Source organism: Pseudomonas sp. NUPR-002 (assembly GCF_056322725.1).
Genome location: NZ_CM150476.1, coordinates 1,766,955 through 1,788,520 on the forward strand (window position 1 = coordinate 1,766,955; position 21,566 = coordinate 1,788,520).

At 60.2% G+C, this 21,566-nt stretch carries 19 protein-coding genes and 5 tRNA genes; 15 read left to right on the forward strand and 9 right to left on the reverse strand.

What is annotated here, in order from left to right; all coding sequences use genetic code 11:
• Positions 1-55: 55 nt before the first annotated feature.
• On the forward strand, positions 56-805 hold the full coding sequence (locus tag ACVWSC_RS08210; protein ID WP_442113105.1) for a sulfite exporter TauE/SafE family protein: 750 nt from the start codon (positions 56-58) through the stop codon (positions 803-805).
• On the opposite strand, the gene ACVWSC_RS08215 is transcribed toward ACVWSC_RS08210, so the two are convergent.
• Positions 795-1,649, reverse strand: coding sequence for a LysR substrate-binding domain-containing protein (locus ACVWSC_RS08215; RefSeq protein ID WP_442113107.1), 855 nt, complete (start codon positions 1,647-1,649; stop codon positions 795-797). The two genes, ACVWSC_RS08210 and ACVWSC_RS08215, sit on opposite strands and share 11 nt — an antisense overlap.
• A 97-nt stretch (positions 1,650-1,746) precedes the next feature.
• Between ACVWSC_RS08215 and ACVWSC_RS08220 the strand changes: the two genes are divergently transcribed.
• Together ACVWSC_RS08220 and ACVWSC_RS08225 are read left to right on the forward strand one after the other, a co-directional pair.
• Positions 1,747-1,959 carry a DUF1127 domain-containing protein gene (locus ACVWSC_RS08220; RefSeq protein WP_442113109.1) on the forward strand — a complete coding sequence of 71 codons (213 nt, stop codon included), beginning with the start codon at positions 1,747-1,749 and terminating at the stop codon, positions 1,957-1,959.
• A gap of 58 nt (positions 1,960-2,017) precedes the next feature.
• Entirely contained in the window at positions 2,018-3,259 is a 1,242-nt protein-coding gene (locus ACVWSC_RS08225; protein WP_442113111.1) for a winged helix-turn-helix domain-containing protein, read from the forward strand.
• On the opposite strand, the gene ACVWSC_RS08230 is transcribed toward ACVWSC_RS08225, so the two are convergent.
• Entirely contained in the window at positions 3,240-4,586 is a 1,347-nt protein-coding gene (locus tag ACVWSC_RS08230; RefSeq protein ID WP_442113113.1) for a class II 3-deoxy-7-phosphoheptulonate synthase, read from the reverse strand. The genes ACVWSC_RS08225 and ACVWSC_RS08230 overlap by 20 nt on opposite strands.
• 129 nt (positions 4,587-4,715) lie before the next feature.
• Here ACVWSC_RS08230 and ACVWSC_RS08235 point away from each other — a divergent pair, with 129 nt between their 5' ends.
• Both ACVWSC_RS08235 and ACVWSC_RS08240 read left to right on the forward strand, forming a co-directional pair.
• The gene (locus ACVWSC_RS08235) at positions 4,716-5,471 is read left to right on the forward strand and encodes a spermidine synthase (protein WP_442113115.1); all 756 of its coding nucleotides are present in this window, start codon (positions 4,716-4,718) and stop codon (positions 5,469-5,471) included.
• A 355-nt stretch (positions 5,472-5,826) separates the two neighbouring features.
• Positions 5,827-7,491, forward strand: a complete 1,665-nt coding sequence (locus ACVWSC_RS08240) for a DEAD/DEAH box helicase (RefSeq protein WP_476461725.1) — start codon at positions 5,827-5,829, stop codon at positions 7,489-7,491.
• Between the two features lie 174 nt (positions 7,492-7,665).
• Here the strand turns inward: ACVWSC_RS08240 and ACVWSC_RS08245 are convergent, their stop codons facing one another.
• Entirely contained in the window at positions 7,666-8,433 is a 768-nt protein-coding gene (locus ACVWSC_RS08245; protein ID WP_442113117.1) for a DODA-type extradiol aromatic ring-opening family dioxygenase, read from the reverse strand.
• 103 nt (positions 8,434-8,536) lie between these two features.
• Between ACVWSC_RS08245 and ACVWSC_RS08250 the strand changes: the two genes are divergently transcribed.
• Positions 8,537-9,187, forward strand: coding sequence for a thiopurine S-methyltransferase (locus ACVWSC_RS08250; protein WP_442113119.1), 651 nt, complete (start codon positions 8,537-8,539; stop codon positions 9,185-9,187).
• Positions 9,188-9,339: 152 nt separating this feature from the next.
• Here the strand turns inward: ACVWSC_RS08250 and htpX are convergent, their stop codons facing one another.
• Positions 9,340-10,227: a protease HtpX gene (gene htpX / locus ACVWSC_RS08255; RefSeq protein WP_130265684.1), complete on the reverse strand. Its 888-nt coding sequence runs from the start codon at positions 10,225-10,227 to the stop codon at positions 9,340-9,342.
• A gap of 223 nt (positions 10,228-10,450) precedes the next feature.
• On the reverse strand, positions 10,451-11,662 hold the full coding sequence (locus ACVWSC_RS08260) for a pyridoxal phosphate-dependent aminotransferase (protein WP_133210859.1): 1,212 nt from the start codon (positions 11,660-11,662) through the stop codon (positions 10,451-10,453).
• Positions 11,663-11,829: 167 nt separating this feature from the next.
• On the opposite strand from ACVWSC_RS08260, the gene msrB reads away from it, so the two are divergent.
• Positions 11,830-12,222 carry a peptide-methionine (R)-S-oxide reductase MsrB gene (gene msrB / locus ACVWSC_RS08265; RefSeq protein ID WP_442113122.1) on the forward strand — a complete coding sequence of 131 codons (393 nt, stop codon included), beginning with the start codon at positions 11,830-11,832 and terminating at the stop codon, positions 12,220-12,222.
• A 16-nt stretch (positions 12,223-12,238) separates the two neighbouring features.
• Positions 12,239-12,724 carry a glutathione peroxidase gene (locus tag ACVWSC_RS08270; protein ID WP_442113124.1) on the forward strand — a complete coding sequence of 162 codons (486 nt, stop codon included), beginning with the start codon at positions 12,239-12,241 and terminating at the stop codon, positions 12,722-12,724.
• Here ACVWSC_RS08270 and ACVWSC_RS08275 read toward each other — a convergent pair.
• Positions 12,717-15,077, reverse strand: coding sequence for a response regulator (locus ACVWSC_RS08275; protein ID WP_442113126.1), 2,361 nt, complete (start codon positions 15,075-15,077; stop codon positions 12,717-12,719). The genes ACVWSC_RS08270 and ACVWSC_RS08275 overlap by 8 nt on opposite strands.
• A gap of 82 nt (positions 15,078-15,159) precedes the next feature.
• Between ACVWSC_RS08275 and ACVWSC_RS08280 the strand changes: the two genes are divergently transcribed.
• Together ACVWSC_RS08280 and ACVWSC_RS08285 are read left to right on the forward strand one after the other, a co-directional pair.
• Complete coding sequence (locus ACVWSC_RS08280) at positions 15,160-16,050, forward strand: ATP-binding protein (RefSeq protein WP_442113128.1); 891 nt, start codon at positions 15,160-15,162, stop codon at positions 16,048-16,050.
• Positions 16,047-16,529 carry a GAF domain-containing protein gene (locus tag ACVWSC_RS08285; RefSeq protein WP_442113130.1) on the forward strand — a complete coding sequence of 161 codons (483 nt, stop codon included), beginning with the start codon at positions 16,047-16,049 and terminating at the stop codon, positions 16,527-16,529. The genes ACVWSC_RS08280 and ACVWSC_RS08285 overlap by 4 nt, the downstream gene beginning before the upstream one ends.
• An 86-nt stretch (positions 16,530-16,615) precedes the next feature.
• Here the strand turns inward: ACVWSC_RS08285 and ACVWSC_RS08290 are convergent, their stop codons facing one another.
• On the reverse strand, positions 16,616-17,383 hold the full coding sequence (locus ACVWSC_RS08290; protein ID WP_442113132.1) for a hypothetical protein: 768 nt from the start codon (positions 17,381-17,383) through the stop codon (positions 16,616-16,618).
• Between the two features lie 336 nt (positions 17,384-17,719).
• On the opposite strand from ACVWSC_RS08290, the gene ACVWSC_RS08295 reads away from it, so the two are divergent.
• From ACVWSC_RS08295 to ACVWSC_RS08315, 5 genes are all read left to right on the forward strand, one after another.
• Positions 17,720-17,795 (forward strand) — tRNA-Glu (locus ACVWSC_RS08295).
• A gap of 2 nt (positions 17,796-17,797) precedes the next feature.
• Positions 17,798-17,873: transfer RNA gene (locus ACVWSC_RS08300), tRNA-Gly, on the forward strand.
• A gap of 332 nt (positions 17,874-18,205) precedes the next feature.
• A tRNA-Glu gene (locus tag ACVWSC_RS08305) sits at positions 18,206-18,281 on the forward strand.
• A gap of 2 nt (positions 18,282-18,283) precedes the next feature.
• A tRNA-Gly gene (locus tag ACVWSC_RS08310) sits at positions 18,284-18,359 on the forward strand.
• Positions 18,360-18,443: 84 nt separating this feature from the next.
• Positions 18,444-18,519, forward strand: a tRNA-Gly gene (locus ACVWSC_RS08315).
• Positions 18,520-18,614: 95 nt separating this feature from the next.
• Here the strand turns inward: ACVWSC_RS08315 and ACVWSC_RS08320 are convergent.
• Together ACVWSC_RS08320 and ACVWSC_RS08325 are read right to left on the reverse strand one after the other, a co-directional pair.
• Positions 18,615-19,025: a PA2817 family protein gene (locus tag ACVWSC_RS08320; protein ID WP_133210873.1), complete on the reverse strand. Its 411-nt coding sequence runs from the start codon at positions 19,023-19,025 to the stop codon at positions 18,615-18,617.
• A 67-nt stretch (positions 19,026-19,092) separates the two neighbouring features.
• Positions 19,093-21,540: an acyl-CoA dehydrogenase gene (locus ACVWSC_RS08325; protein ID WP_442113134.1), complete on the reverse strand. Its 2,448-nt coding sequence runs from the start codon at positions 21,538-21,540 to the stop codon at positions 19,093-19,095.
• Positions 21,541-21,566 lie beyond the last annotated feature (26 nt).

Sequence of the window (21,566 nt, forward strand, 5' to 3'; positions counted from 1 at the left end):
CCCGCTAGCACTGGCTCGGTAGCATGCGCCCATTGGTTTTCGGTGAGAGGCAGCAATGATTGAGTGGGCAATGTACATCGCGCTGGGCGCAGCACTGGGCACCGTGGGTGGTTTGTTTGGCATCGGCGGTGGCCTGATCGCCATTCCGGCCCTTGGCGTGTTGTTCGGTCTCGACCAGCAGCTTGCCCAGGGCACTGCACTGGTGATGGTGGTGCCTAACGTGTTGCTGGCGCTGTGGCGCTACCACCAGCGCAATCGCATCGAATTGCGGCATGCGCTGCCACTGGCGGCTGCCAGCTTCATCTTTGCCTGGCTCGGTTCGATCTGGGCTGTCGGTATCGATGCGCAGTCGATGCGCATGGGGTTCGTGGTGTTTCTGGTGGCTCTGGCAGCATGGAACCTGGCGCGGATGTTCATGCGCAAGGCGCAACCGAGTAGCGAGCTACGCCATCCCTGGCCGTGGCTCGGGGTGCTGGGCGGTGGTGCCGGGGTGTTGGGCGGTTTGTTTGGCGTGGGCGGAGCGGTGGTGGCAACGCCGATCCTGACCAGTGTCTTTGGCACCACCCAAGTGGTTGCTCAAGGGCTCTCGCTGGCCTTGGCCGCGCCAAGCACAGCGGTGACGCTGATGACCTACGGCATTCACCAGCATGTGCAATGGAGCATGGGCATTCCGTTGGCCATTGGCGGTTTGCTGAGCATCAGTTGGGGCGTGAAGCTGGCGCATGCCTTGCCGGAAAAAGTCCTGCGTTCACTGTTTTGTGGATTTCTCGTAATTTGCGCGGCGATGCTGGCCTTCAAGATTTGAAGCCTTCGGCAATGTAGTCAGCCATGCAATCGGTCATCTGCGACTGATTGCTGTGGTTGCGTAGCAGCATGATGCTTGCCGTCGGCAGCTCAGGCAGGCCTTCTGCTTCACCAATAATGCGTAGGTCGTTGGTGATCAGACTCTGCAATTGAGCAGTGACTGCCAGCCCGGCGCTGACCACCGCCATGATCGCGGGTGTGCTGGCGCTGGTATAGGCAATGCGGTATTCCTTGCCGATCGTGTCCAGGGCATTGCAGGCCCAGGTGCGGCAGCAGCAATCGGTATTGAACACTGCAAGTGGCAAGGGCTGGTGTTCGTGCGGGCAAAAACCTTGTGCCTGCACCCACACCGCACGTTCCCGGCGCAGTAATTGGCCGACTTCATGGCCGGGCTCGCAGGTGACAATGGTCATGTCCAGATCCTGACGCTGCATCAATTGGCGCGAGCTTTCGCAGTGCACCTCTACCTGAATCAGCGGATAGGCCTGGGCGAAGCTGGAGAGGATGCCGGGCAGAAAGCGCATGGCATAGTCGTCGGGTGTGCCGATGCGCACCGTGCCGACCATATGGGGCATACGCAGTGTATTGATCACCTCACCATGCAGCTTGAGGATGCGCCGGGCATAACTGAGCAACACTTGGCCCTCGGCGGTCAGGCGCACTTGGCGGCCGTCACGCTCGAACAGCTGGCGTTGAATGATGTCTTCTTCCAGGCGTTTCATCTGCATGCTCACCGCCGACTGAGTGCGGTTGACCACTTCGCCGGCACGCGTAAAACCGCCATGTTCGGCAATCGCGACGAAGGTGCGCAGCACCTCGGAGTCGATACTCTGATACTGGGACAATGCATCAATCCCCTAGATGTATGACATAAGAAACATTCGTTGGATTGATTTTAGGCCCGGCCTGACACTGTCGTCATCCCACACGGAGGGCAAGACGATGAAAGGTCAGAAATCGCAGGTCCCGATGGATTTCCAGCCGCACCTGGTTCAGGAAGTTGTCCGGCAGTTTGCGCGCTGGTGGCAGTTGCATCAGCAACGTATGGAACTGGCGCGTCTGAGTGATGCCGCGCTGCACGATATCGGTATGAGCCGTGTTGATATCTTGCAGGAAGTGGAGCGGCCATTCTGGGATGACCCGCTGAAAAAATGAGTCGCGCGCTGCAGGCGTCGCGGCTACCTTGAGTGGGCTTGTTCTGAAGGAGTCGGGCATGCCCACCACACAATCCTTTTCCATGCTGCAGGCGCGTCGGCTGGTGTTGTCGGCCCAGGGTCTGGCAGGCGCCGGGCCTCGGTCAAGCGTGAACGGCACTCACCTGCAGCGTTTGATCGAGCGCCTGGGCGTGGTGCAGATCGATTCGGTCAATGCCTTGGTGCGTTCGCATTACCTGCCGCTGTTTTCCCGCCTGGGTAGTTATCCACAGGCCTTGCTTGATCAGATCGCCTGGGGCTCCAGGCGTCAGCGTAAACTCTTTGAATACTGGGGTCATGAGGCCTCGCTGTTGCCCTTGCAGCTTTATCCGCTACTGCGCTGGCGCATGCAGCGTGCGCGTGAAGGGCAGGGGATTTATCAACAGCTGGCGCGATTTGGTCGGGAACAGCAAGCGACCATCGCTCGCGTGCTGGCTGCTGTCACCGCGCAGGGCGCGTTGGGGGCAGGCAGTCTGTCGACTCGGACAGAACGTGCCGGTCCCTGGTGGGACTGGAGCGCGGAAAAGCATGCGCTGGAGTGGTTGTTCGCTGCGGGGCTGGTAACGGTGGCCGGGCGGCGTGGCTTTGAGCGTTTGTATGACTTGCCGGAGCGGGTGTTGCCGGCAGCGTTGCTGCAGCAGCCGTTGCTGGATGAGGCAGAAGCTCAGCGCGGTTTGCTACTGCAGGCGGCCAAGGCGCTGGGCGTCGCTACGGAAAAGGATCTGCGCGACTACTATCGCTTGAGCCCGGCCGACAGCCAGGCACGGCTGGCCGAGCTGGTTGAGGAGGGGCAATTGCAGACCTGCTCGGTTCAGGGGTGGGCGCAACCAGCCTATTGCCTCAACGAAGTCCGAATGCCGCGCAAAGTCGTCAGCAGTGCGTTGCTGTCGCCATTCGATTCATTGGTGTGGCAACGCGAACGCACCGAGCGGCTGTTCGATTTTCGCTACCGCCTGGAAATTTATACCCCGGCCCACAAGCGGGTGTACGGCTATTACGTCTTGCCGTTTCTGCACAACGAGCGCATTGCAGCGCGCGTGGACTTGCGCGCCGAGCGGGCCAGCGCGTGTTTGCTGATTCATGCGCTGCATGAGGAAGTGCAGGGGCTTGATGACGCCGGGATGCAGGCGTTGGCCGATAGCCTGTGGCAAATGGCGGCCTGGCTTGGTCTGAGTCGAGTACAGCTTGAGTGCCCGCGCTCCAGCGCCGCACGCTTGCGTGTGGCGCTGGCAGGCAGTGCGGTCAGCGGCGCACTTGCTTGAGCGTTTCGGCGATCAGGAAGGCCAGTTCCAGTGACTGATCGGCGTTCATCCGCGGGTCACAGTGGGTGTGGTAGCGGTCAGACAGGGCGTCTTCGGTGATCGGCCGCGCACCACCGATGCATTCGGTGACATTCTGCCCGGTCATTTCGATGTGAATACCGCCGGCATGGCTGCCTTCGGCCTGATGCACCTGGAAGAACTGTTTGACCTCGCTGAGGATCTGCGCGAAATCGCGGGTCTTGTAACCGCTGCTGGCCTTGATGGTGTTGCCATGCATCGGGTCCGAGCTCCACAGCACCTTGCGGCCTTCGCGTTCAACGCTCTGGATCAGCGCCGGCAAATGTTCGCCAACCTTGTCGGCGCCCATGCGCACAATCAGGTTCAGGCGGCCGGGGTCGTTGTCCGGGTTGAGCACATCGATCAGGCGGATGAGTTCCTCGGTGTTCATGCTCGGCCCGACTTTGACGCCAATCGGGTTGTTGACCCCGCGCAGGAACTCCACGTGGGCGCCATCAAGCTGACGAGTACGGTCGCCAATCCACAGCATGTGCGCGGAGCAGTCGTAGTAGTCGTTGGTCAGGCTGTCGCGGCGTACGAAGGCCTCTTCATAGTTCAACAGCAGCGCTTCGTGGGCGGTGAAGAAGCTGGTTTCGCGCAGTTGCGGCGAACTGTCCATGCCGCAGGCGCGCATGAAGGCCAGGGTTTCGTCGATGCGGTCAGCCAATTGGCTGTATTTTTCTGCCAGCGCCGAGTTGGCGATGAAGTCCAGGTTCCATTTGTGCACCTGGTGCAGGTCGGCAAAACCGCCCTGGGCGAAGGCGCGCAGCAGGTTCAGGCTGGCGGTGGACTGGTGATAGGCCTGCAGCAGGCGCTCTGGGTCCGGTACGCGGCTCTTTGAGTCAAAGCCGATGCCGTTGACGATGTCGCCGCGGTAGGCCGGCAGGGTCACCCCGGCAATGGTTTCATCGCCGGCTGAGCGTGGCTTGGCAAATTGCCCGGCCATGCGCCCCACCTTCACGACCGGACAACCGGCGGCAAAGGTCATGACGATGGCCATTTGCAGCAGTACTTTGAACGTGTCGCGGATTTTCGCGGCAGAAAACTCGGCGAAGCTTTCTGCGCAGTCGCCGCCTTGTAAGAGAAACGCCCGGCCCTGAGTGACTTCGGCAAACTGGCGGCGCAGCTCTCGCGCTTCGCCAGCGAAGACCAGCGGCGGATAGCTGGCCAAAGTCTGTTCGACCTTGAGCAAATGTGCCGCGTCGGGGTAGGTCGGTTGTTGCTGGATCGGCAGGGCGCGCCAGCTGTCAGGGCTCCAGGGTCGGTTCATTACAGGCTCGATCTGATCGTAAGTGGGCTGTCTGCCATGTTAACAGTTGCGGCATGCCTTGTTGCACTGGCGCCATTGACGGACAATGGCGGTTTTTGCCTGGGGCAGCGGCGCGAGCCGGGAGACAGCATGACAGTGGAACGGGTAGAGCGGGTGCTGGCCCGGGTACAGGATCAGTACGGCACCATCAGTGTGCTGGAAGTCGAGGACTACCGCTTTCTCGAATTCGGCGACGCCATCGAGCAGAGCTGTGTGTTCACTGCCGACCCCAGCTGGCTGGAATACGACTATACCCGCGCCATGTTGATTGGCGCGCTGTGCCATGAAGCGCCTGAAAGTGCGCTGTTCCTTGGCCTGGGCGCTGGCACCCTGACCCAGGCGTGCCTGAAGTTCCTGCCGCTGGAAGACGTCGAGGCCATTGAACTGCGCCCCGATGTGCCGCGCCTGGCCATCGAGTACCTGGGGCTGGATGACGACCCGCGCCTGTACATTCGCATTGGCGATGCAATGGAGCTGCTCAATAGCGCGGAACCGGCCGATCTGATCTTCGTCGATCTGTACACCGATCATGGTCCGAACGCTGCACACCTGGCATGGCAGTTCCTGGAAGACTGCCAGAAGCGCTTGAACCCTGGTGGCTGGCTGGTGATCAACCAGTGGGCCAGCGATGACGGCAAGCCGCTGGGGGCCGCGTTGTTGCGCGGTCTTTATCATCGCCACTATTGGGAACTGCCGGTCAAAGAAGGCAATGTCATCGTTTTGGTGCCGGCCGATCTCGATCAGGTCCTGGACATGGACGGCCTCAACGCGCGTGCGCAGGCCCTGGCGCCACGTCTGGGTTACTCGCTGCAGCCACTGATCGGCGCGATTCGCCCGGCCACCTGAGCCGCGTGCTAGAGCAGGCGCAAGAAAATCGATTCAGCCGCCTGCAGACTCACCCACCCAGGCCCGTAGCAACGCGGCCTGACGTAGGCGTGTTGCGATAAAAAAATCTCCCGTGATTTGCGAATTCAGGTATAGTACGCGCCGGTCTTTTACCGGACCTCGTTTAGGTAGTGCAATTCCCCGAAGCCAGCTTCGGTTGCGCGTCCGCCCCGCGGACTCTCCCTGACGTTCCTTTTTTTCTTCAATCGTTTTCGCAAATCCCCGCCGACAAAGCTGCCAGGGTGACCTTCGGGTCTTACAAGGCATGTGCAGCTTTGGAGCATGGGTCTTTGCGGATGCACTTAGAGGCAGACCCATGACCCAGGAAACCGGCGGCTTCGCCGCTCTCGATCTTCATCCGAGCATTGTTGCTGCAGTACTGGCTACCGGCTACGAAGAGCCTTCAGCCATTCAGCAGCAATCGATCCCGATTATTCTTGCTGGTCACGACATGATCGGTCAGGCACAGACAGGTACCGGTAAAACCGCTGCCTTCGCACTGCCTATCCTGAACCGTATCGACCCGAGCAAGCGCGAGCCGCAAGCCCTGATCCTGGCGCCAACCCGTGAGTTGGCGCTGCAAGTAGCCACTGCATTCGAAACCTACGCCAAGCAAATGCCAGGCGTAACCGTAGTGGCCGTATACGGTGGTGCCCCAATGGGCCCACAACTCAAAGCAATCCGCAACGGCGCGCAAATCGTCGTGGCTACCCCTGGCCGTCTGTGCGACCACCTGCGTCGCGACGAGAAGGTCCTGGCTACCGTCAATCACCTGGTGCTCGACGAAGCCGACGAAATGCTCAAACTGGGCTTCATGGACGACCTCGAAGTGATCTTCAAGGCCATGCCGGAAACCCGTCAGACCGTGCTGTTCTCGGCTACTCTGCCAGCCTCGATCCGCGCTATCGCTGAGCGTCACCTGCGTGATCCAAAGCACGTCAAGATCCAGACCAAGACCCAGACCGTAACCGCTATCGAACAAGCCCACCTGATGGTCCATGCCGACCAGAAGGTTTCCGCTGTTCTGCGTTTGCTGGAAGTCGAAGAGTTCGACGCGTTGATCGCCTTCGTGCGTACCAAGCAAGCCACTCTGGACCTGGCCAGCGCCCTGGAAGCCAAAGGCTACAAAGCCGCTGCGCTGAACGGTGACATTGCCCAGAACCAGCGTGAGCGCGTCATCGACTCGCTCAAGGATGGCCGCCTGGACATCGTCGTCGCCACCGACGTTGCTGCTCGTGGTCTTGACGTACCGCGCATCACTCACGTGTTCAACGTTGACATGCCGTACGATCCGGAATCCTACGTTCACCGTATCGGCCGTACCGGCCGTGCGGGTCGTGAAGGTCGTGCACTGCTGCTGGTCACCCCGCGTGAGCGCCGCATGCTGCAAGTGATCGAGCGTGTGACCGGTCAGAAGGTTGCCGAAGTTCGTCTGCCAAATGCCCAGGCCGTTCTTGATGCACGCATCAAGAAACTGACCAGCAGCCTGGCGCCGCTGGTTGGCGACGCTGAGTCGACCCACGGTGATCTGCTCGATCGCCTGACTGCCGACATCGGTTGCAGCCCGCGTGCCCTGGCCGCAGCCCTGCTGCGCAAGGCCACCAACGGTCAGGCCCTGACCCTGGAAGCCGTCGAGAAAGAGCAGCCGCTGGTTCCGACCTACACCCCGCGTGAGCGTACTGGCGGTGATCGTCCAGAGCGTGGCGAGCGTGAGCGTCGTGCACCAATGCCGCTGGCTGAAGGCCGTGCTCGCTGCCGTACCGCGCTGGGTGCGCGTGATGGTATCGCCGCCAAGAACCTGCTCGGCGCCATCCTCAATGAAGGCGGCCTGGCCCGCGAAGCTATCGGCCGCATCCAGGTGCGCGACAGCTTCAGCCTGGTCGAGCTGCCGGAAGAAGGTCTGGAGCGTCTGCTGGCCAAGCTCAAGGATACCCGTGTTGCCGGTAAGCAGCTGAAGCTGCGCCGCTACCGCGAAGATTGATCCGCGAGCGTTAAAAAAAAATCCCCGACCGAGTCGGGGATTTTTTTTGTCTGCCTGATGGGCCTGTAGGAGCGGCGGTGCGGCGACCCGACTTGCCCCGCGATACGATTTTTACTGACACACCGCAATCGCGGGGCAAGTCGGGTCGCCGCACCGCCGCTCCTACAGGTGAGGTTAGTCAAAGCGGTATATGTCCATCCCCAGCGCTCCCATCGTGAAGCCTTGGTGGACGATTCCGAAATGTTCGCCAGCGCCCCGTGCAAAGTACAGCGGCAGCAAATGCTCATCGCTCGGATGGCTGCGTACGGCAAAGGGTGCTTGCTGCCGGTAATCATGCAGAGCCGCTGTGTCGCCTGCCTGCAGCTTCTCGATCATCCAGTCGCGAAACGCCAGGGCCCAGGGCTCGATGCTTTCCGGGCCGGCGTGCCAGTCCAGTTCGCCGAGGTTGTGGGTGATGCTGCCGGAGCCGACCAGCAGGATGCCTTGTTCACGCAAACCGATAAGCGCTCGGCCTACCAGCTCCTGCAATTGCGGGCCAAGTTGGGTAGGCAGGGAAACCTGCACCACTGGAATATCGGCCTTGGGGTACATCAATGACAGTGGCACCCAGGTGCCGTGGTCAAACGGGCGTTGCGGGTCGAGGCGCGCAGGCAGGCCGGCAGCGCAGAGCAATTCGCTGATGCGCTGGGCCAGGGCAGGGTCACCGGGGGCCGGGTATTGCACGGCGTACAGCGCTGCCGGGAAGCCGCCGAAGTCGTGCCAGGTTTGCGGTTGCGGGCTGCTGGAGACCAGCAGCTCACGGCTTTCCCAGTGCGCCGAAACCACGATAATGGCTTTCGGCCGATCCAGCTCGGCGGCCAGACGCTTCAGGGCCGGGCCACTGGCGCCCGGCGCCAGGGCGAGCATGGGGGAGCCATGAGAAATAAACAGGCTGGGCAGCATAGGAGCATTCCTGACGTTAAGATGGGCCCATCTTCAGGCACAACATAGATCTAAATCTAATATAAGTTTTCGCAGCTTTTGATCGAATTTATTGAGGTGAAGCATGCAGGCGGATTTTTGGCATTCACGCTGGAACAGTAATCAGATCGGCTTTCATCAGTCGCAGGTCAATGCCTACTTGCAGCAGTACTGGCCAGCATTGGCGGTGGCGGCGGGAGAGCGGGTATTGGTGCCATTGTGTGGCAAAAGCCTCGACATGCTCTGGTTGGCTGGGCAAGGGCTGCAGGTAGTGGGTGTGGAGCTGTCCGAGAAGGCGGTGGAAGACTTCTTCAGCGAACATCAGTTGCAGCCGCAGGTGACGCAGAAGGGCGCCTTCAAGGTGTTTCGCTGTGAGGATATCGAAATCTATTGCGGTGATTTTTTCGCCTTGAGCGCTGAGGACGTCAGTGGTTGCAGCGCGTTGTATGACCGTGCGGCGCTGATCGCGTTGCCGGCGGATATGCGCCAGCGCTATGTCGCGCATTTGCAGGCAATACTGCCTGCCTCGGTCAAGGGGCTGTTGATTACGCTCGACTACGATCAGTCGCAGATCGACGGGCCACCTTTTGCCGTGACGGATGCGGAGGTTCAGGCATTGCTCGCCAGTTGGCATCCTGTTGAGCTAGCGGCACACGATGTGCTGGAGTCGAGCCCAAAATTTAAGCAGGCCGGTGCTACGCATCTGTTTGAGCGGGCCTACAGTCTGCAGCGCTAATTGGTCAAGGTGGGAGCGGGCTTGCCCCGCGATAGCGGTCCATCTGCCACACCGCCTCGCGAGGCAAGCCCGCTCCTACCGAGCCAGTTCGAATAACCAATAGAGCAAAAAAAGGGCGACCCTGAGGTCGCCCGTTTTCGTTGCCGTAAGACTTAGCCGCGACGGCGCAGTGCTTCGATGCGGTCTTCCAGCGGCGGGTGGCTCATCAGCAAGCCAGCCAGGCCTTGCTTGAGGCCGCCGTTGATGCCAAAGGCGTTCAGCGTGTCGGGCATGTGCACAGGCACGCCTTGTTCCGAACGCAGGCGCTGCAGGGCGCCGATCATGGCATTGGTGCCAGCCAGGCGGGCACCGGCTTCGTCAGCACGGTATTCGCGTTTACGCGAGAACCACATGACGATGATGCTGGCCAGAATACCCAGTACCAGCTCGGCGACGATGGTCGCGATGTAGTAGGCAATGCCCTGGCCTTCTTCGTTTTTGAAGATCACCTTGTCGACAAAGTTACCGATGATCCGGGCGAAGAACATCACGAAGGTGTTGACCACGCCCTGTACCAGCGCCAGGGTGACCATGTCGCCATTGGCGACGTGGCCGATTTCGTGGGCCAGTACCGCGCGCACTTCATCGGGCGAGAAACGCTCCAGCAGGCCCTGGCTTACGGCGACCAGAGCGTCGTTGCGGTTCCAGCCGGTGGCAAAGGCGTTGGCCTCGTAGGCCGGGAAGATGCCCACTTCCGGCATTTTGATGCCAGCTTCACGGGAGAGCTCTTCGACCGTTTGCAGCAGCCACTGCTCGTGGCGAGTGCGCGGCTGGCTGATGATCTGCGTACCGGTGCTCATTTTCGCCATCCACTTGGAGATGAACAGCGAAATCAGCGAGCCGGCAAAGCCGAACACGGCGCAGAAAATCAGCAACTGGTCGAGTTTGAGGTCAACCCCGTTTGCCGCCATGAACCCATTGAAGCCGAACAGGCTCAAGGTAATGCTGGCAATCAGCACAACCGCAAGGTTGGTGGCTACAAACAGTAAGATGCGCATCATGGTTGTTACGGTCTCCTGACGGATAAAAATGTCACGTATGCGGGGTATATAAGGCGCGGGCTTCAGTGATTCAACCGGGCGACTATTTCAAACTGTGTACTTCTCTGTATTACAGCCGAATTCCGTCAACTCGCACGTCAGGTAGGCGAGGTCTTACAGAGGCGGTAATTAATCTGAAGGACCTGCGCCGGAAGCGACGCAGGCTTTCTCAACCGACTGCAGGTTACTGCTGATAGGTTTTCAGGAAGTTTCCGATGCGGCCGATGGCCTGCTCGAGGTCGTCGACCCGCGGCAGGGTGACTACGCGGAAGTGATCGGGCCACGGCCAGTTGAAGGCGGTGCCTTGCACGATCAACAATTTTTCCGACAGTAGCAGGTCGAGTACGAACTTTTCGTCGTTGTGGATCGGGCAGACCTTGGGGTCGATTCGTGGGAAGGCATAAAGCGCTCCCATAGGTTTGACGCAGCTGACGCCGGGAATGCTGTTGAGCAGCTCCCAGGTGCGGTTGCGCTGTTCGAGCAGGCGGCCATTGGGCAGTACCAGGTCATTGATGCTCTGGTAGCCGCCCAGGGCGGTCTGGATGGCATGCTGGCTCGGCACGTTGGCGCACAGGCGCATGTTGGCCAGCATGTCGATGCCTTCGATATAGCTCTGGGCGTGCTGCTTGGGCCCGGAGATGATCAGCCAGCCGGAACGGAAGCCCGCGACCCGGTAGGATTTCGACAGGCCGTTGAAGGTCAGGCAGAGCAGGTCAGGGGCCAGCGATGCGGTGCTGATGTGCACGGCTTCATCGTAGAGAATCTTGTCGTAGATCTCGTCGGAGAACACCACCAGGTTGTGCTGGCGTGCCAGCTCCAGCATGCCCAGCAGCAGTTCGCGCGAGTACACCGCACCGGTCGGGTTGTTCGGGTTGATGATCACCAGCGCTTTGGTGTTCGGGGTGATCTTGGCCTTGATGTCGTCAAGGTCGGGGAACCAGTCGGCCTGTTCGTCGCACAGGTAGTGCACCGGGTTGCCGCCGGCCAGGCTGACTGCAGCCGTCCACAGCGGGTAGTCCGGCGCCGGGATCAGCACTTCGTCGCCGTTGTTGAGCAGCGCCTGCATCGACATCACGATCAGTTCGGAGACGCCGTTGCCCAGATAGATGTCTTCGATGCCGACACCTTCGATCTGCTTCTGCTGGCAGTACTGCATCACCGCTTTACGCGCGCTGAACAGGCCTTTGGAGTCGCTGTAGCCTTGCGCAGTTGGCAGGTTGCGGATCACATCCTGGAGGATTTCGTCCGGCGCTTCGAAACCAAAGGGCGCCGGGTTGCCGATGTTCAGCTTGAGGATGCGATGGCCTTCCTCTTCCAGGCGCTTGGCGTGCTTGAGCACCGGGCCGCGAATGTCGTAGCAGACATTGGCGAGCTTGTTCGATTTGCTGACCTGCATGATGTGATCCCGATTAGAAAAGATCGCCGCGCACTGCGCTGTGAAATCGTTTGAAATGCGTGTAACGCGGGTGCCAGACTGATGTCTGATGAGGCGCAATAATATACGTGCCGACCGCGTTGTGGAAAAGACGCAGCGCGGGGTTTTTAGTCTGCCGAGGCCTGCACATGCAAAAGATAGAGAAAACCCTGGAAGAATGGCGTGCCATGCTCGACCCGGAGCAGTACAACGTCTGTCGCCTCAAGGGCACCGAACGGCCGTTCAGCGGCAAGTACAACAGCAGCAAAACCGACGGCGTCTATCACTGCATCTGCTGCAATGCGCCGCTGTTCGACTCGACGGCCAAGTTTGACTCCGGTTGCGGTTGGCCGAGCTTTTACCAGCCGATCGAGGACAGCGCGATGATCGAAATTCGCGACACGTCCCACGGCATGATTCGCACGGAAGTGACCTGCGCACAATGCGACGCACACCTGGGCCACGTATTCCCTGACGGCCCGCCACCGACCGGGCTACGCTATTGCATCAACTCGGTCTGCCTGGACCTGGTCCCACGCTAACAGAGGAGAAACGGTCATGGCCGACGCACTGTTGAGCATTCCCTGCGTCACCCTGAGCGGTGAACAGAAGGCCTTGGGCGATTTCCAGGGCAAGGCACTGTTGGTAGTCAATACTGCCAGCCAGTGCGGGTTTACCCCGCAATACAAGGGGCTGGAGCAGCTCTGGCGCCACTACCGCGAGCGCGGCCTGGTGGTGGTGGGCTTTCCGTGCAATCAGTTTGGCAAGCAAGAGCCGGGTGATGCCCGGGAAATTGCGCAGTTCTGCGAAAGCAATTTCGGTGTCAGCTTTCCGCTGTTTCGCAAGATCGAGGTCAATGGTACGGGCGCCCATCCGTTGTTCGTCGAGCTGAAAAAGCGTGCCCCCGGCCTGTTTGGCTCGGAAAAGATCAAATGGAATTTCACCAAGTTCCTGCTGGATCCGGTCAGTGGCAAGGTCACCCGTTTTGCGCCAAGCACCAAACCAGAGGCGCTGACTTCATCGATCGAGAAGCTGCTCAGCTAGTGCTCAGCGGTACCCAGTGGTCGATCAGGGCCAGCAGCTCTTCGCGGCGAAAGGGCTTGGCCAGGTAATCGTTCATGCCCGCCACCCGGCAGCGCTCGCGCTCTTCGGGGAGGGCATTGGCCGTCAGGGCGACGATGGGCAAATGCGGCCAGCGCCCGCTCTGGCGAATTTTGCGACTGGCTTCATAGCCATCCATCACCGGCATGTTGCAGTCCATCAGCACCAGGTCAAAAGGCGCCTGCTCCAGGTGTTCCAGCGCTTCGGCGCCCTGGGCGGCAACGCTGACATCACAGCCGAGCTTGGCAAGCATGCCTTTGGCCACCAACTGGTTCACCGGGTTGTCTTCCACCAGCAGGATGCGCGCGCGGCTCAGGCTGCCAGGCGTGTTGTGCTGCGCATTGGGCTTGAGTGTGTGGGCGCCTTGGAGGGCGCGCCGCAAGGTTTGGTACAAGGCGTTGCGCGCCAGTGGCCGGGCCTGCTGCTGCAAGGGCGCCAGGCAGTTGGCCTGTTCGCTCGGCAGGAAGTTGCCATAAGCAGTGACCAGCAGAATCGGGGCCTGAATCTGCGGGCGAAGGCTGAACAGGTTTTCCAGGTCGTCGGTAATCAACAGGTTAGGTTGTGCACCGTGCAGTTGGTTTGCCTGGTCATAGCGTCGGTAATCCAGCCCCCAGCCTGGAAGCAGGCTTTGCAGTAGCTCGGCCAGGCCGCTGCTGGCATTGGTCAAGGCGGCGATATGACCGTGCAGGCGCTCAGCAGGTACCGCCGGGGAGTGGCAGGGCAGGGGCAGTTCGGCGCTGAACTGGCTGCCGAAACCCGCTTCAGAGCTGATACTCAGGCGGCCCTGCATGGCCTCGCAGAGGTTGTTGGTCAGTGTCAAACCCAAGCCGGTACCGCCATATTGGCGGGTGATCCCTGCGCCGGCCTGAGTGAAAGGCTGGAAAATTTTCGCCTGGGCGTCCTGGGCAATACCGATGCCGGTGTCGCAGACATCCAGGCGCACACCGCCGTTGTGAGCACTCAGGCGCAGATCGACGCGACCGAAGCGGGTGAACTTCAGCGCGTTGGACAGCAGGTTGCTGACAATCTGGCGAACGCGCGTGGGGTCGCCCAGGACCATGCTGGGAAACTGCGGATCGATCAGGCAGGTCAGCTCGACGCTGGGGGCGGTATTTTGCGATAACAGGTTGGCGGTATCTTCAACCAGCGCGCCGAGGTCGAAGGGAATGCGCTCAAGCTCCAGTTGGCCAGCGTCGAACTTGGACAGGTCGAGGATGTCGTTAAGCAGCTCCACCAGTACTTTGCCGGAGTCGTGGGCGATGGACAGCTGTTGGCGTTGTTCGGCGTTGAGCGGGCTGTCCAGCGACAGCGCGATCATGCCCAGCAGGCCGTTGAGCGGTGTGCGGATTTCGTGACTCATATTGGCCAGAAAGGCCGCCCGTGCCTGGGCCATGTCCAGTGCCCTGCGGCGTGCGGCCTCAAGCTCTTCGTTCGACTGGCTCAGGCGGATGTTGCTGGCCTTGAGTTCATTGGTGCGTGCCGAAACGATATTTTCCAGCTCGTTAAGGTACTCGGTCAGGCGATTTTCGGCACTGCGCCGCTGCTGAATTTCAGTGGCCATGCTGACGAACTGCTGATTGGCGACTTTGACCAGCACGCCGATCTCATCATGCTCGTGGCCGGGTGGAAACGACAGTTTCGACTGCTCTGGCTGGCGCGGGTCGCGGTTGGCCAAGGCGCTGATCAAGCGCACCAGCGGTTTGGTCAGCATGAAGTAGAACAGCGTCAGCAGAATTCCGGTGAGGATCAGGCTGCGGAAAAAGCCATTGAGCAAGGTAATTTCGGCACGCTTGAGAAAGCGGCTGCCAAAGGCAAAGGTGTCGACCTCCAGGTACAAGGTTCCGAGGTTTTCGTCTGGCAGATGGCTAAGGAACAGCGGGTCTTGAAACGCTCGGCTTTCACCGAAGAGAAAATCGCTGAACAGGCGGTAGTTGCTTTCAGTGCGCGGGCGCTGCACGTCGGCCAGCACGGTGTCGTTGTTATCGATCAGGCGTGCGCGGGTGATCGCTGGCGATTGCAGCAGGCCGCCGGTCAGTTCCTGGGCCAGTTCGGCGTCGATGTTGTAGGCAATGCGTGAGGCCGGGTTATGGCTGATTTGCAGCAGCGCCTGCATCTCGCGGTTGATAGAGGCGTCTTCGCTGGCATAATCGATACCGATCTGGATGAGACTGAGCAATGTACCCAGGATGAAGCCGACCAGGACCGTCAGCCGGGCTTGCTTGTAGGACAGGCGATTGGTGAACTTGATATCCATGAGTCCCGAGCCAGTTTCACTTTCCGTGCGCTGCGCAAGCATAGCCGATCAGGCCCCGCTGCTGGCACGCCCTGTCTCACATTCAGCACTGCCGTTGTCCTTGAAACTGTCTTGAGGAATCGTTGTGGACTCTCGTTTGAATGCTTTTCTGGAGCGTGCCGAAACCGTGCTCGCCCGTCTTGAACCGTTGTTGCCGGCTCCCCGTGCACCGATCGACTGGAGCCGCTGTCTGGCCGCACGTTGGCAGCGCGATGGCCGCAGCGGTTATCTGTTGCCGCTGGAAGTCAGCCTCGACATGCGCCTGTCAGACCTGATCGGCGTTGATCAGCAGCGCGAGCAACTGGGGCGCAATACCCGCCAGTTCCTCGATGGCATGCCCGCCAACCATGCGCTGCTGTGGGGCTCGCGCGGTACCGGCAAGTCGTCACTGGTGCGTGCCCTGCTGGCTGAGCACGCTGAGGCAGGCCTGCGGCTGATCGAGATAGAACGTGATCACCTGGCCGATCTGCCACGGGTAGTGGAGCAGTTGAGCAAGCTGCCGCAGCGTTTTGTGCTGTTCTGCGATGACCTGTCGTTCGAAGCGGGGGAGGGCGATTACCGGGTGCTCAAGAGCGTGCTCGATGGCTCCCTGGAGCAAGCACCGGATAACGTACTGCTATATGCCACTTCGAACCGTCGGCACTTGGTGCCGGAGAAGCAGAGCGACAACGAAAACTGGAAGATGGTTGACGGCGAACTGCACCCCAACGAAGCGGTGGAAGACAAGATTGCCTTGTCTGATCGTTTTGGCCTGTGGCTGTCGTTCTACCCATTCACCCAGGACCATTTCCTCAATGTCGTGGAGCACTGGATCGGTCAACTGGCTGAGGCTGCCGGGCTGGTCTGGCAGCGCGATGAAGCCCTGGACATCCTCGCCGTGCGTTGGGCCACTGGCCGCGGCAACCGCAATGGCCGTTGTGCCTATCAGTTCGCCCGCTATTGGGTAGGACTGCAACTGTTGGAGCAGAAAAAATGATTGACCTTAACGCTTCTGGCGCAGGCCTTGAGGGCTACGCCCTGATGGCTGCACAGCTGGAGGCATTGTTTGCCGACGAGCGCGATTTCATTGCCAATGCGGCACAGTTTTCGGCGTTTCTCTACAGTCAGGTCGACGACTTGAACTGGGCAGGCTTTTACCTGAATCGCAATGAAGAGCTGGTGCTCGGTCCGTTCCAGGGCCAGGTGGCCTGTGTGCGGATTGCCTTTGGTCGCGGTGTGTGCGGGGCGGCGGCAGCCACTCGGGAAACCCAGCGGGTTGAGGACGTGCACGCGTTCCCGGGGCATATCGCCTGCGACAGCGCCTCGAACAGCGAGCTGGTGATTCCGTTGGTCAAGGACGGGCGCCTGATTGGCGTGCTGGATCTGGACAGTCCGAAGCTGGCGCGCTTCAGTGAGGCGGATCAGGTGGGGCTGGAGCGGTTGGCGGCGATCTTCTTGCGTTTGACTGACTGCTGATGGTTGATCGCGGGGCAAGTCCGCTCCTACAGGATTTGTAATGAACCTGTAGGAGCGGGCTTGCCCCGCGATGCTTTCAGCCGGCGTCAGTCGTAAATAACCTTCTTCTTCCAGTCTTCACTGGTATCGGTCTTCAAACCTTCGGTCAGCTCGTTGACCTCGTCCTCGGCAGGCTCCAACTGGCTCAGTACTTGAGCATTGGCGCGGGCCAGCAGTTTTTCCATGTAATCAAGCTGCTCGCGGTAAACCGCCGGGTCCGGCTGTTTGCGCAGGTACTGAACGCCACGTTCGAACGCCAGGCGTGCATGCCCAGGCTGGTTTTGCTGCAGCGCTTGCTGGCCGAGGTTGTTGAAAAACTCGATGTGCAGCAGTACCAGAATGTGGCGGATCTCTTTGATCCAGTACTTGGCTTCGTTGGTGGGCAGAAAGCCTTCGTGGGCCGCACGGGTGATCTGGTTGTGCATGCCTTCCAACAGAAAGCGTACGTCCTTGGCCCGGGCTTCGGTCTGGATAGGGGCGGGCGGGTTGTTCACCGGCAGTGCTTCACCCTGGGCGATCAGGCCTTCAAGTTCGGCAATCCGCGCGCGGATGTCGCGGCTGTTTTTATCCAGAGCCAGCTGGCGCTGATTGAGGTTGAGTTCGAGGCGGGTTAACAGCAGCTTTAGGGCCGGGGTCATCAACTGGCCGGGAAAGGTTTCGGTGATCTCGCCACAACGGCGCAAGCGGTCGGCCAGTTCGATCTTCAGCCGGGCACGCTCGAGCTTGTTGTTTTCGACCACATTGTTCAGGTAGCCGATCACAATCAACAACGCGATCCCCGCCACGATAAGCAGGGTGATCATAAGTGGTGTCACCGTTAACGCCTCATACAGGATGATTTACTGTTTGAGTGTAGTGACTTCGCTTTTGGCCGGATAGAGCTGTTTGGCGGTTGTCGAGTGTGCGTTGATGGCCTTTTGCTTGTATCGCGCCGTCGCTGCTGGGGTTTCGGCACCGTTGGCGCGCCAAAAAATAAACGTCAAGGACCAGGCGCCGTTAACCGCCGTGAGCCTTGCGAAGCTCCGGGAAGTCATTGATTTAAATAAATTTATCGGCAGGGGTTGACGGAGTGTCAAAGCCTCCATAGAATGCGCGCCACTTGCAGCGTAAAGCACACAGCGGAACGCGGCAGGGAGTGAATGCAGTAGCGTGTCCCCTTCGTCTAGTGGCCTAGGACACCGCCCTTTCACGGCGGTAACAGGGGTTCGAGTCCCCTAGGGGACGCCAATGCGGGAATAGCTCAGTTGGTAGAGCACGACCTTGCCAAGGTCGGGGTCGCGAGTTCGAGTCTCGTTTCCCGCTCCAAATTCAATCGGCGCCAGCCGATCAAAAAAGAGGCCTAAGGCCTCTTTTTTTGTGCCTGAAATTCCTTCCTTCTTCTTGTTCTTGTTTACTCAGCGCAGTTCTCAACGTGCTGCACCTGCCTGTCTATTCAATTTCAACGGTTCTCGATTGAAAGGTGCTACCTTGGCGCTGCTGGCAAGCGGCGGGGTTGGGCGATTCTCACCTCATGGAAGTCATTGATTTAAATAAATTTATCGATAGGGGTTGACGGCTTGTCCAGGCATCCATAGAATGCGCGCCACTTGCAGCGTAAAGCACACAGCGAAACGCAGCAGGGAGTGAAGTTGTAGTGTGTCCCCTTCGTCTAGTGGCCTAGGACACCGCCCTTTCACGGCGGTAACAGGGGTTCGAGTCCCCTAGGGGACGCCATTGCGGGAATAGCTCAGTTGGTAGAGCACGACCTTGCCAAGGTCGGGGTCGCGAGTTCGAGTCTCGTTTCCCGCTCCAGTTTAAATACTGTGGCGTTCATGACGGTACAGGGGTAGTGAGTCGCTTCAAGGCAGTTCACACCACAGCGGTTTGCTTCACATTGCGGGAATAGCTCAGTTGGTAGAGCACGACCTTGCCAAGGTCGGGGTCGCGAGTTCGAGTCTCGTTTCCCGCTCCAATTAAAAAACGCCGTTCGATTGAACGGCGTTTTTTTTCGTCTGGACTTTTTACTGTTAACGGCGGCAGGGTATTCAACCTTGCCGCCGTTGCAGGTCAATGCTTGCTGTCGTCGTCCGACATGCTCAGCAGCTGCTTTTCCTGGTTCCAGTCGAACGGCTCATCGTTCTGCTCGGCCTCGTAGCGGCGCTCTTCCAGGGCCTGGTACATGTCCAGTTCTTCGTCTGGCATGAAGTGCAGGCAGTCACCGCCGAAGAACCACAGCAAGTCGCGTGGTACCAGGTGGGCGATTTGCGGGTAGCGCTGGATCACCTGGCACATCAGGTCCTGGCCCAGGTACTGGCTTTGCAGTGGGTCGATCGGCAACTCTGCGCGCAGTTCATCGAATCGCTCGAGAAACAAGGCATGGCTCTCTTCTGGAACCTGCTCGGCTTCGCCCAGGGCAACCAGGATGCTGCGCAGGTGATCGAGCAGAAGGAGGTGATACTCCAGATGTGGGGTGGCCATGTGGCGATCCTCTTGGGTTAAAACGGGCGCGGGAGTATACGGCTCCCAGCGCCCGATGTCCCGACCGTTAACGAATTTTGCCGGGGGTCGCCAGCAGTTCTTCCTGGCTGAAGGCATCGACATCGATGACCTTGCGCCGGGCTGCCTCGGCGGCGAGCAGGGAGTGCGCTTCAGCGGCCTCAAGCACGCCAGCCTGCAGGGCTGCCTCGATGTTTGACTCGCCTGGTGCCGGGTTGACCTTGCCCTCCTTGAGTGCTTGATGCAGTTTTTTCTGCAAGGGGGAGCAGGCGTCGAGCAAGGTGCTGGCGTGCTGCAGCGCACCTACCGGGTCATCTGCATCCTGTGGGCGATAGCAGCCGGCAAGCAGCTCCTCCAGCGCCGGATCGCCTTTGGCGCGCCCAATCAGTGCGGCAACTTCGGCGTCCAGTGCGTCGCTGGGGCCGGTGTGCTGGCGACCGAACGGGAATACCACCACACGCAATGCACAGCCAAGGAAACGATTGGGGAAGTTGTCGAGCAGGCGATCCAGCGCCTTCTCCGCCTGGCCCAGGCTTTCCTCCATGGCCCAGCGCAGCAGGGGTTGCAGATGTTCTGGCGAGTTGAGGTCGTGATAGCGCTTTAGCGCCGCCGAGCTCAAGTAGAGGTGGCTCAGGACATCACCCAGACGCGCTGACAGGCGCTCGCGGCGTTTCAGTTCACCGCCGAGCAGCATCATGCACAGGTCGGCGAGCAAGGCGAAGGCGGCTGCCTGGCGGTTGAGGGCGCGGAAGTAACCCTGGCTCAAGGCATCGCCCGGGACTTTTTCAAAGTGTCCCAGGCCCAGCCCGAGGATCAGGGTGCTGGCGGCGTTACCTACTGCGAAGCCGATGTGTTGCATCAGCAGTTGGTCAAATTCCTTTAGCGCCTGGTGATGGTCTTCGCGTGCTGCCAGGGCCATTTCCTTGAGGACGAAGGGGTGGCAGCGAATCGCGCCCTGGCCGAAGATCATCAGGTTGCGCGAAAGGATATTGGCACCCTCGACCGTGATGAAAATTGGCGCGCCTTGCCAGTTGCGGCCCAGGTAGTTGTTCGGGCCCATGATGATGCCCTTGCCGCCATGCACATCCATGGCGTGCTGAATGCACTCGCGGCCACGCTCGGTCAGGTGATACTTGAGGATGGCCGACAGCACCGACGGCTTCTCTCCCAGGTCCACGGCCTTGGCAGTCAGCAGGCGGGCGCTGTCCATCAGGAAGGCGTTGCCGCCAATGCGGGCCAGCGATTCCTGAATGCCTTCGAAGGCCGCCAGCGGGACGTTGAACTGTTCGCGAATCCGCGCGTACTGGCCGGTGACGAGGCTTGTGTACTTGGCCGCGCCGGTGCCCACCGCTGGCAGCGAGATCGAGCGGCCCACCGACAGGCAGTTCATCAGCATCATCCAGCCCTTGCCCAGCATCTGTTGGCCACCGATCAGGTAGTCCAGCGGAATGAACACGTCTTTGCCGCTGTTGGGGCCGTTCATGAAAGCGGCGCCCAGCGGCAGATGGCGCTTGCCGATGTCCACGCCGGGCGTATCGGTTGGGACTAGCGCCAGGCTGATCCCCAGTTCCACTTGTTCGCCGAGCAAGTGCTCTGGATCGTAGGCCTTGAAGGCCAGCCCCAGCAGGGTCGCCACCGGGCCGAGGGTGATGTAGCGCTTTTCCCAGTTCAGGCGCAGGCCAATGACCTCTTCACCTTGCCACTGGCCTTTGCAGATAACCCCGCTGTCGGGCATCGCGCCGGCATCAGAGCCGGCCAGTGGACCGGTCAGGGCGAAGCAGGGTATTTCCTCGCCGCGGGCCAGGCGGGGCAAGTAGTACTGGCGTTGCTCGTCGGTGCCGTAGTGCAGCAACAGCTCAGCCGGGCCCAGGGAGTTGGGGACCATGACCGTCGAGGCCAGGTCGCCGCTGCGGGTCGCCAGTTTCATCGCCACTTGCGAGTGGGCATAGGCGGAAAAGCCTTTGCCGCCGTACTCCTTGGGGATGATCAAGGCAAAGAAACCGTTGGACTTGATGTGCTCCCAGGCGGCTGGCGGCAGGTCCAGTTGCTGGCCGATCTGCCAGTCGCTGACCATCGCGCACAGTGCTTCGGTGGGGCCGTCGATGAAGGCTTGTTCTTCCTCGGTCAACTCGGCTTTGGAGTAACCCAGCAAGGTATTCCAGTTCGGGCGTCCGCTGAAAAGTTCACCATCCCACCACACGGTGCCGGCATCGATTGCCTCGCGTTCGGTCTGCGACATCGGCGGCAGGGTGCGTTTGAACCAGCCGAACAGCGGGGCGCTGAACGCCTTGCGGCGCAGTTCGGGCAGCAAGACCAGGGCAGCTTTGGCTGCCACAACCAACCAGAAAATCGTCAGTAGCCAACCCGGCGCGTGGCTGAAAATCCCCATCAGCACCAGATACAGCGCAATCAGGGCCAGTGCGGGTAGGGCGGCGATGCGTCGGTGGGCAAGGTAGGCGGCACCGATCACCAGAACGACTAACCACAACAGCAACATGTTCATTCCTCCGTGAAACCTCAGGG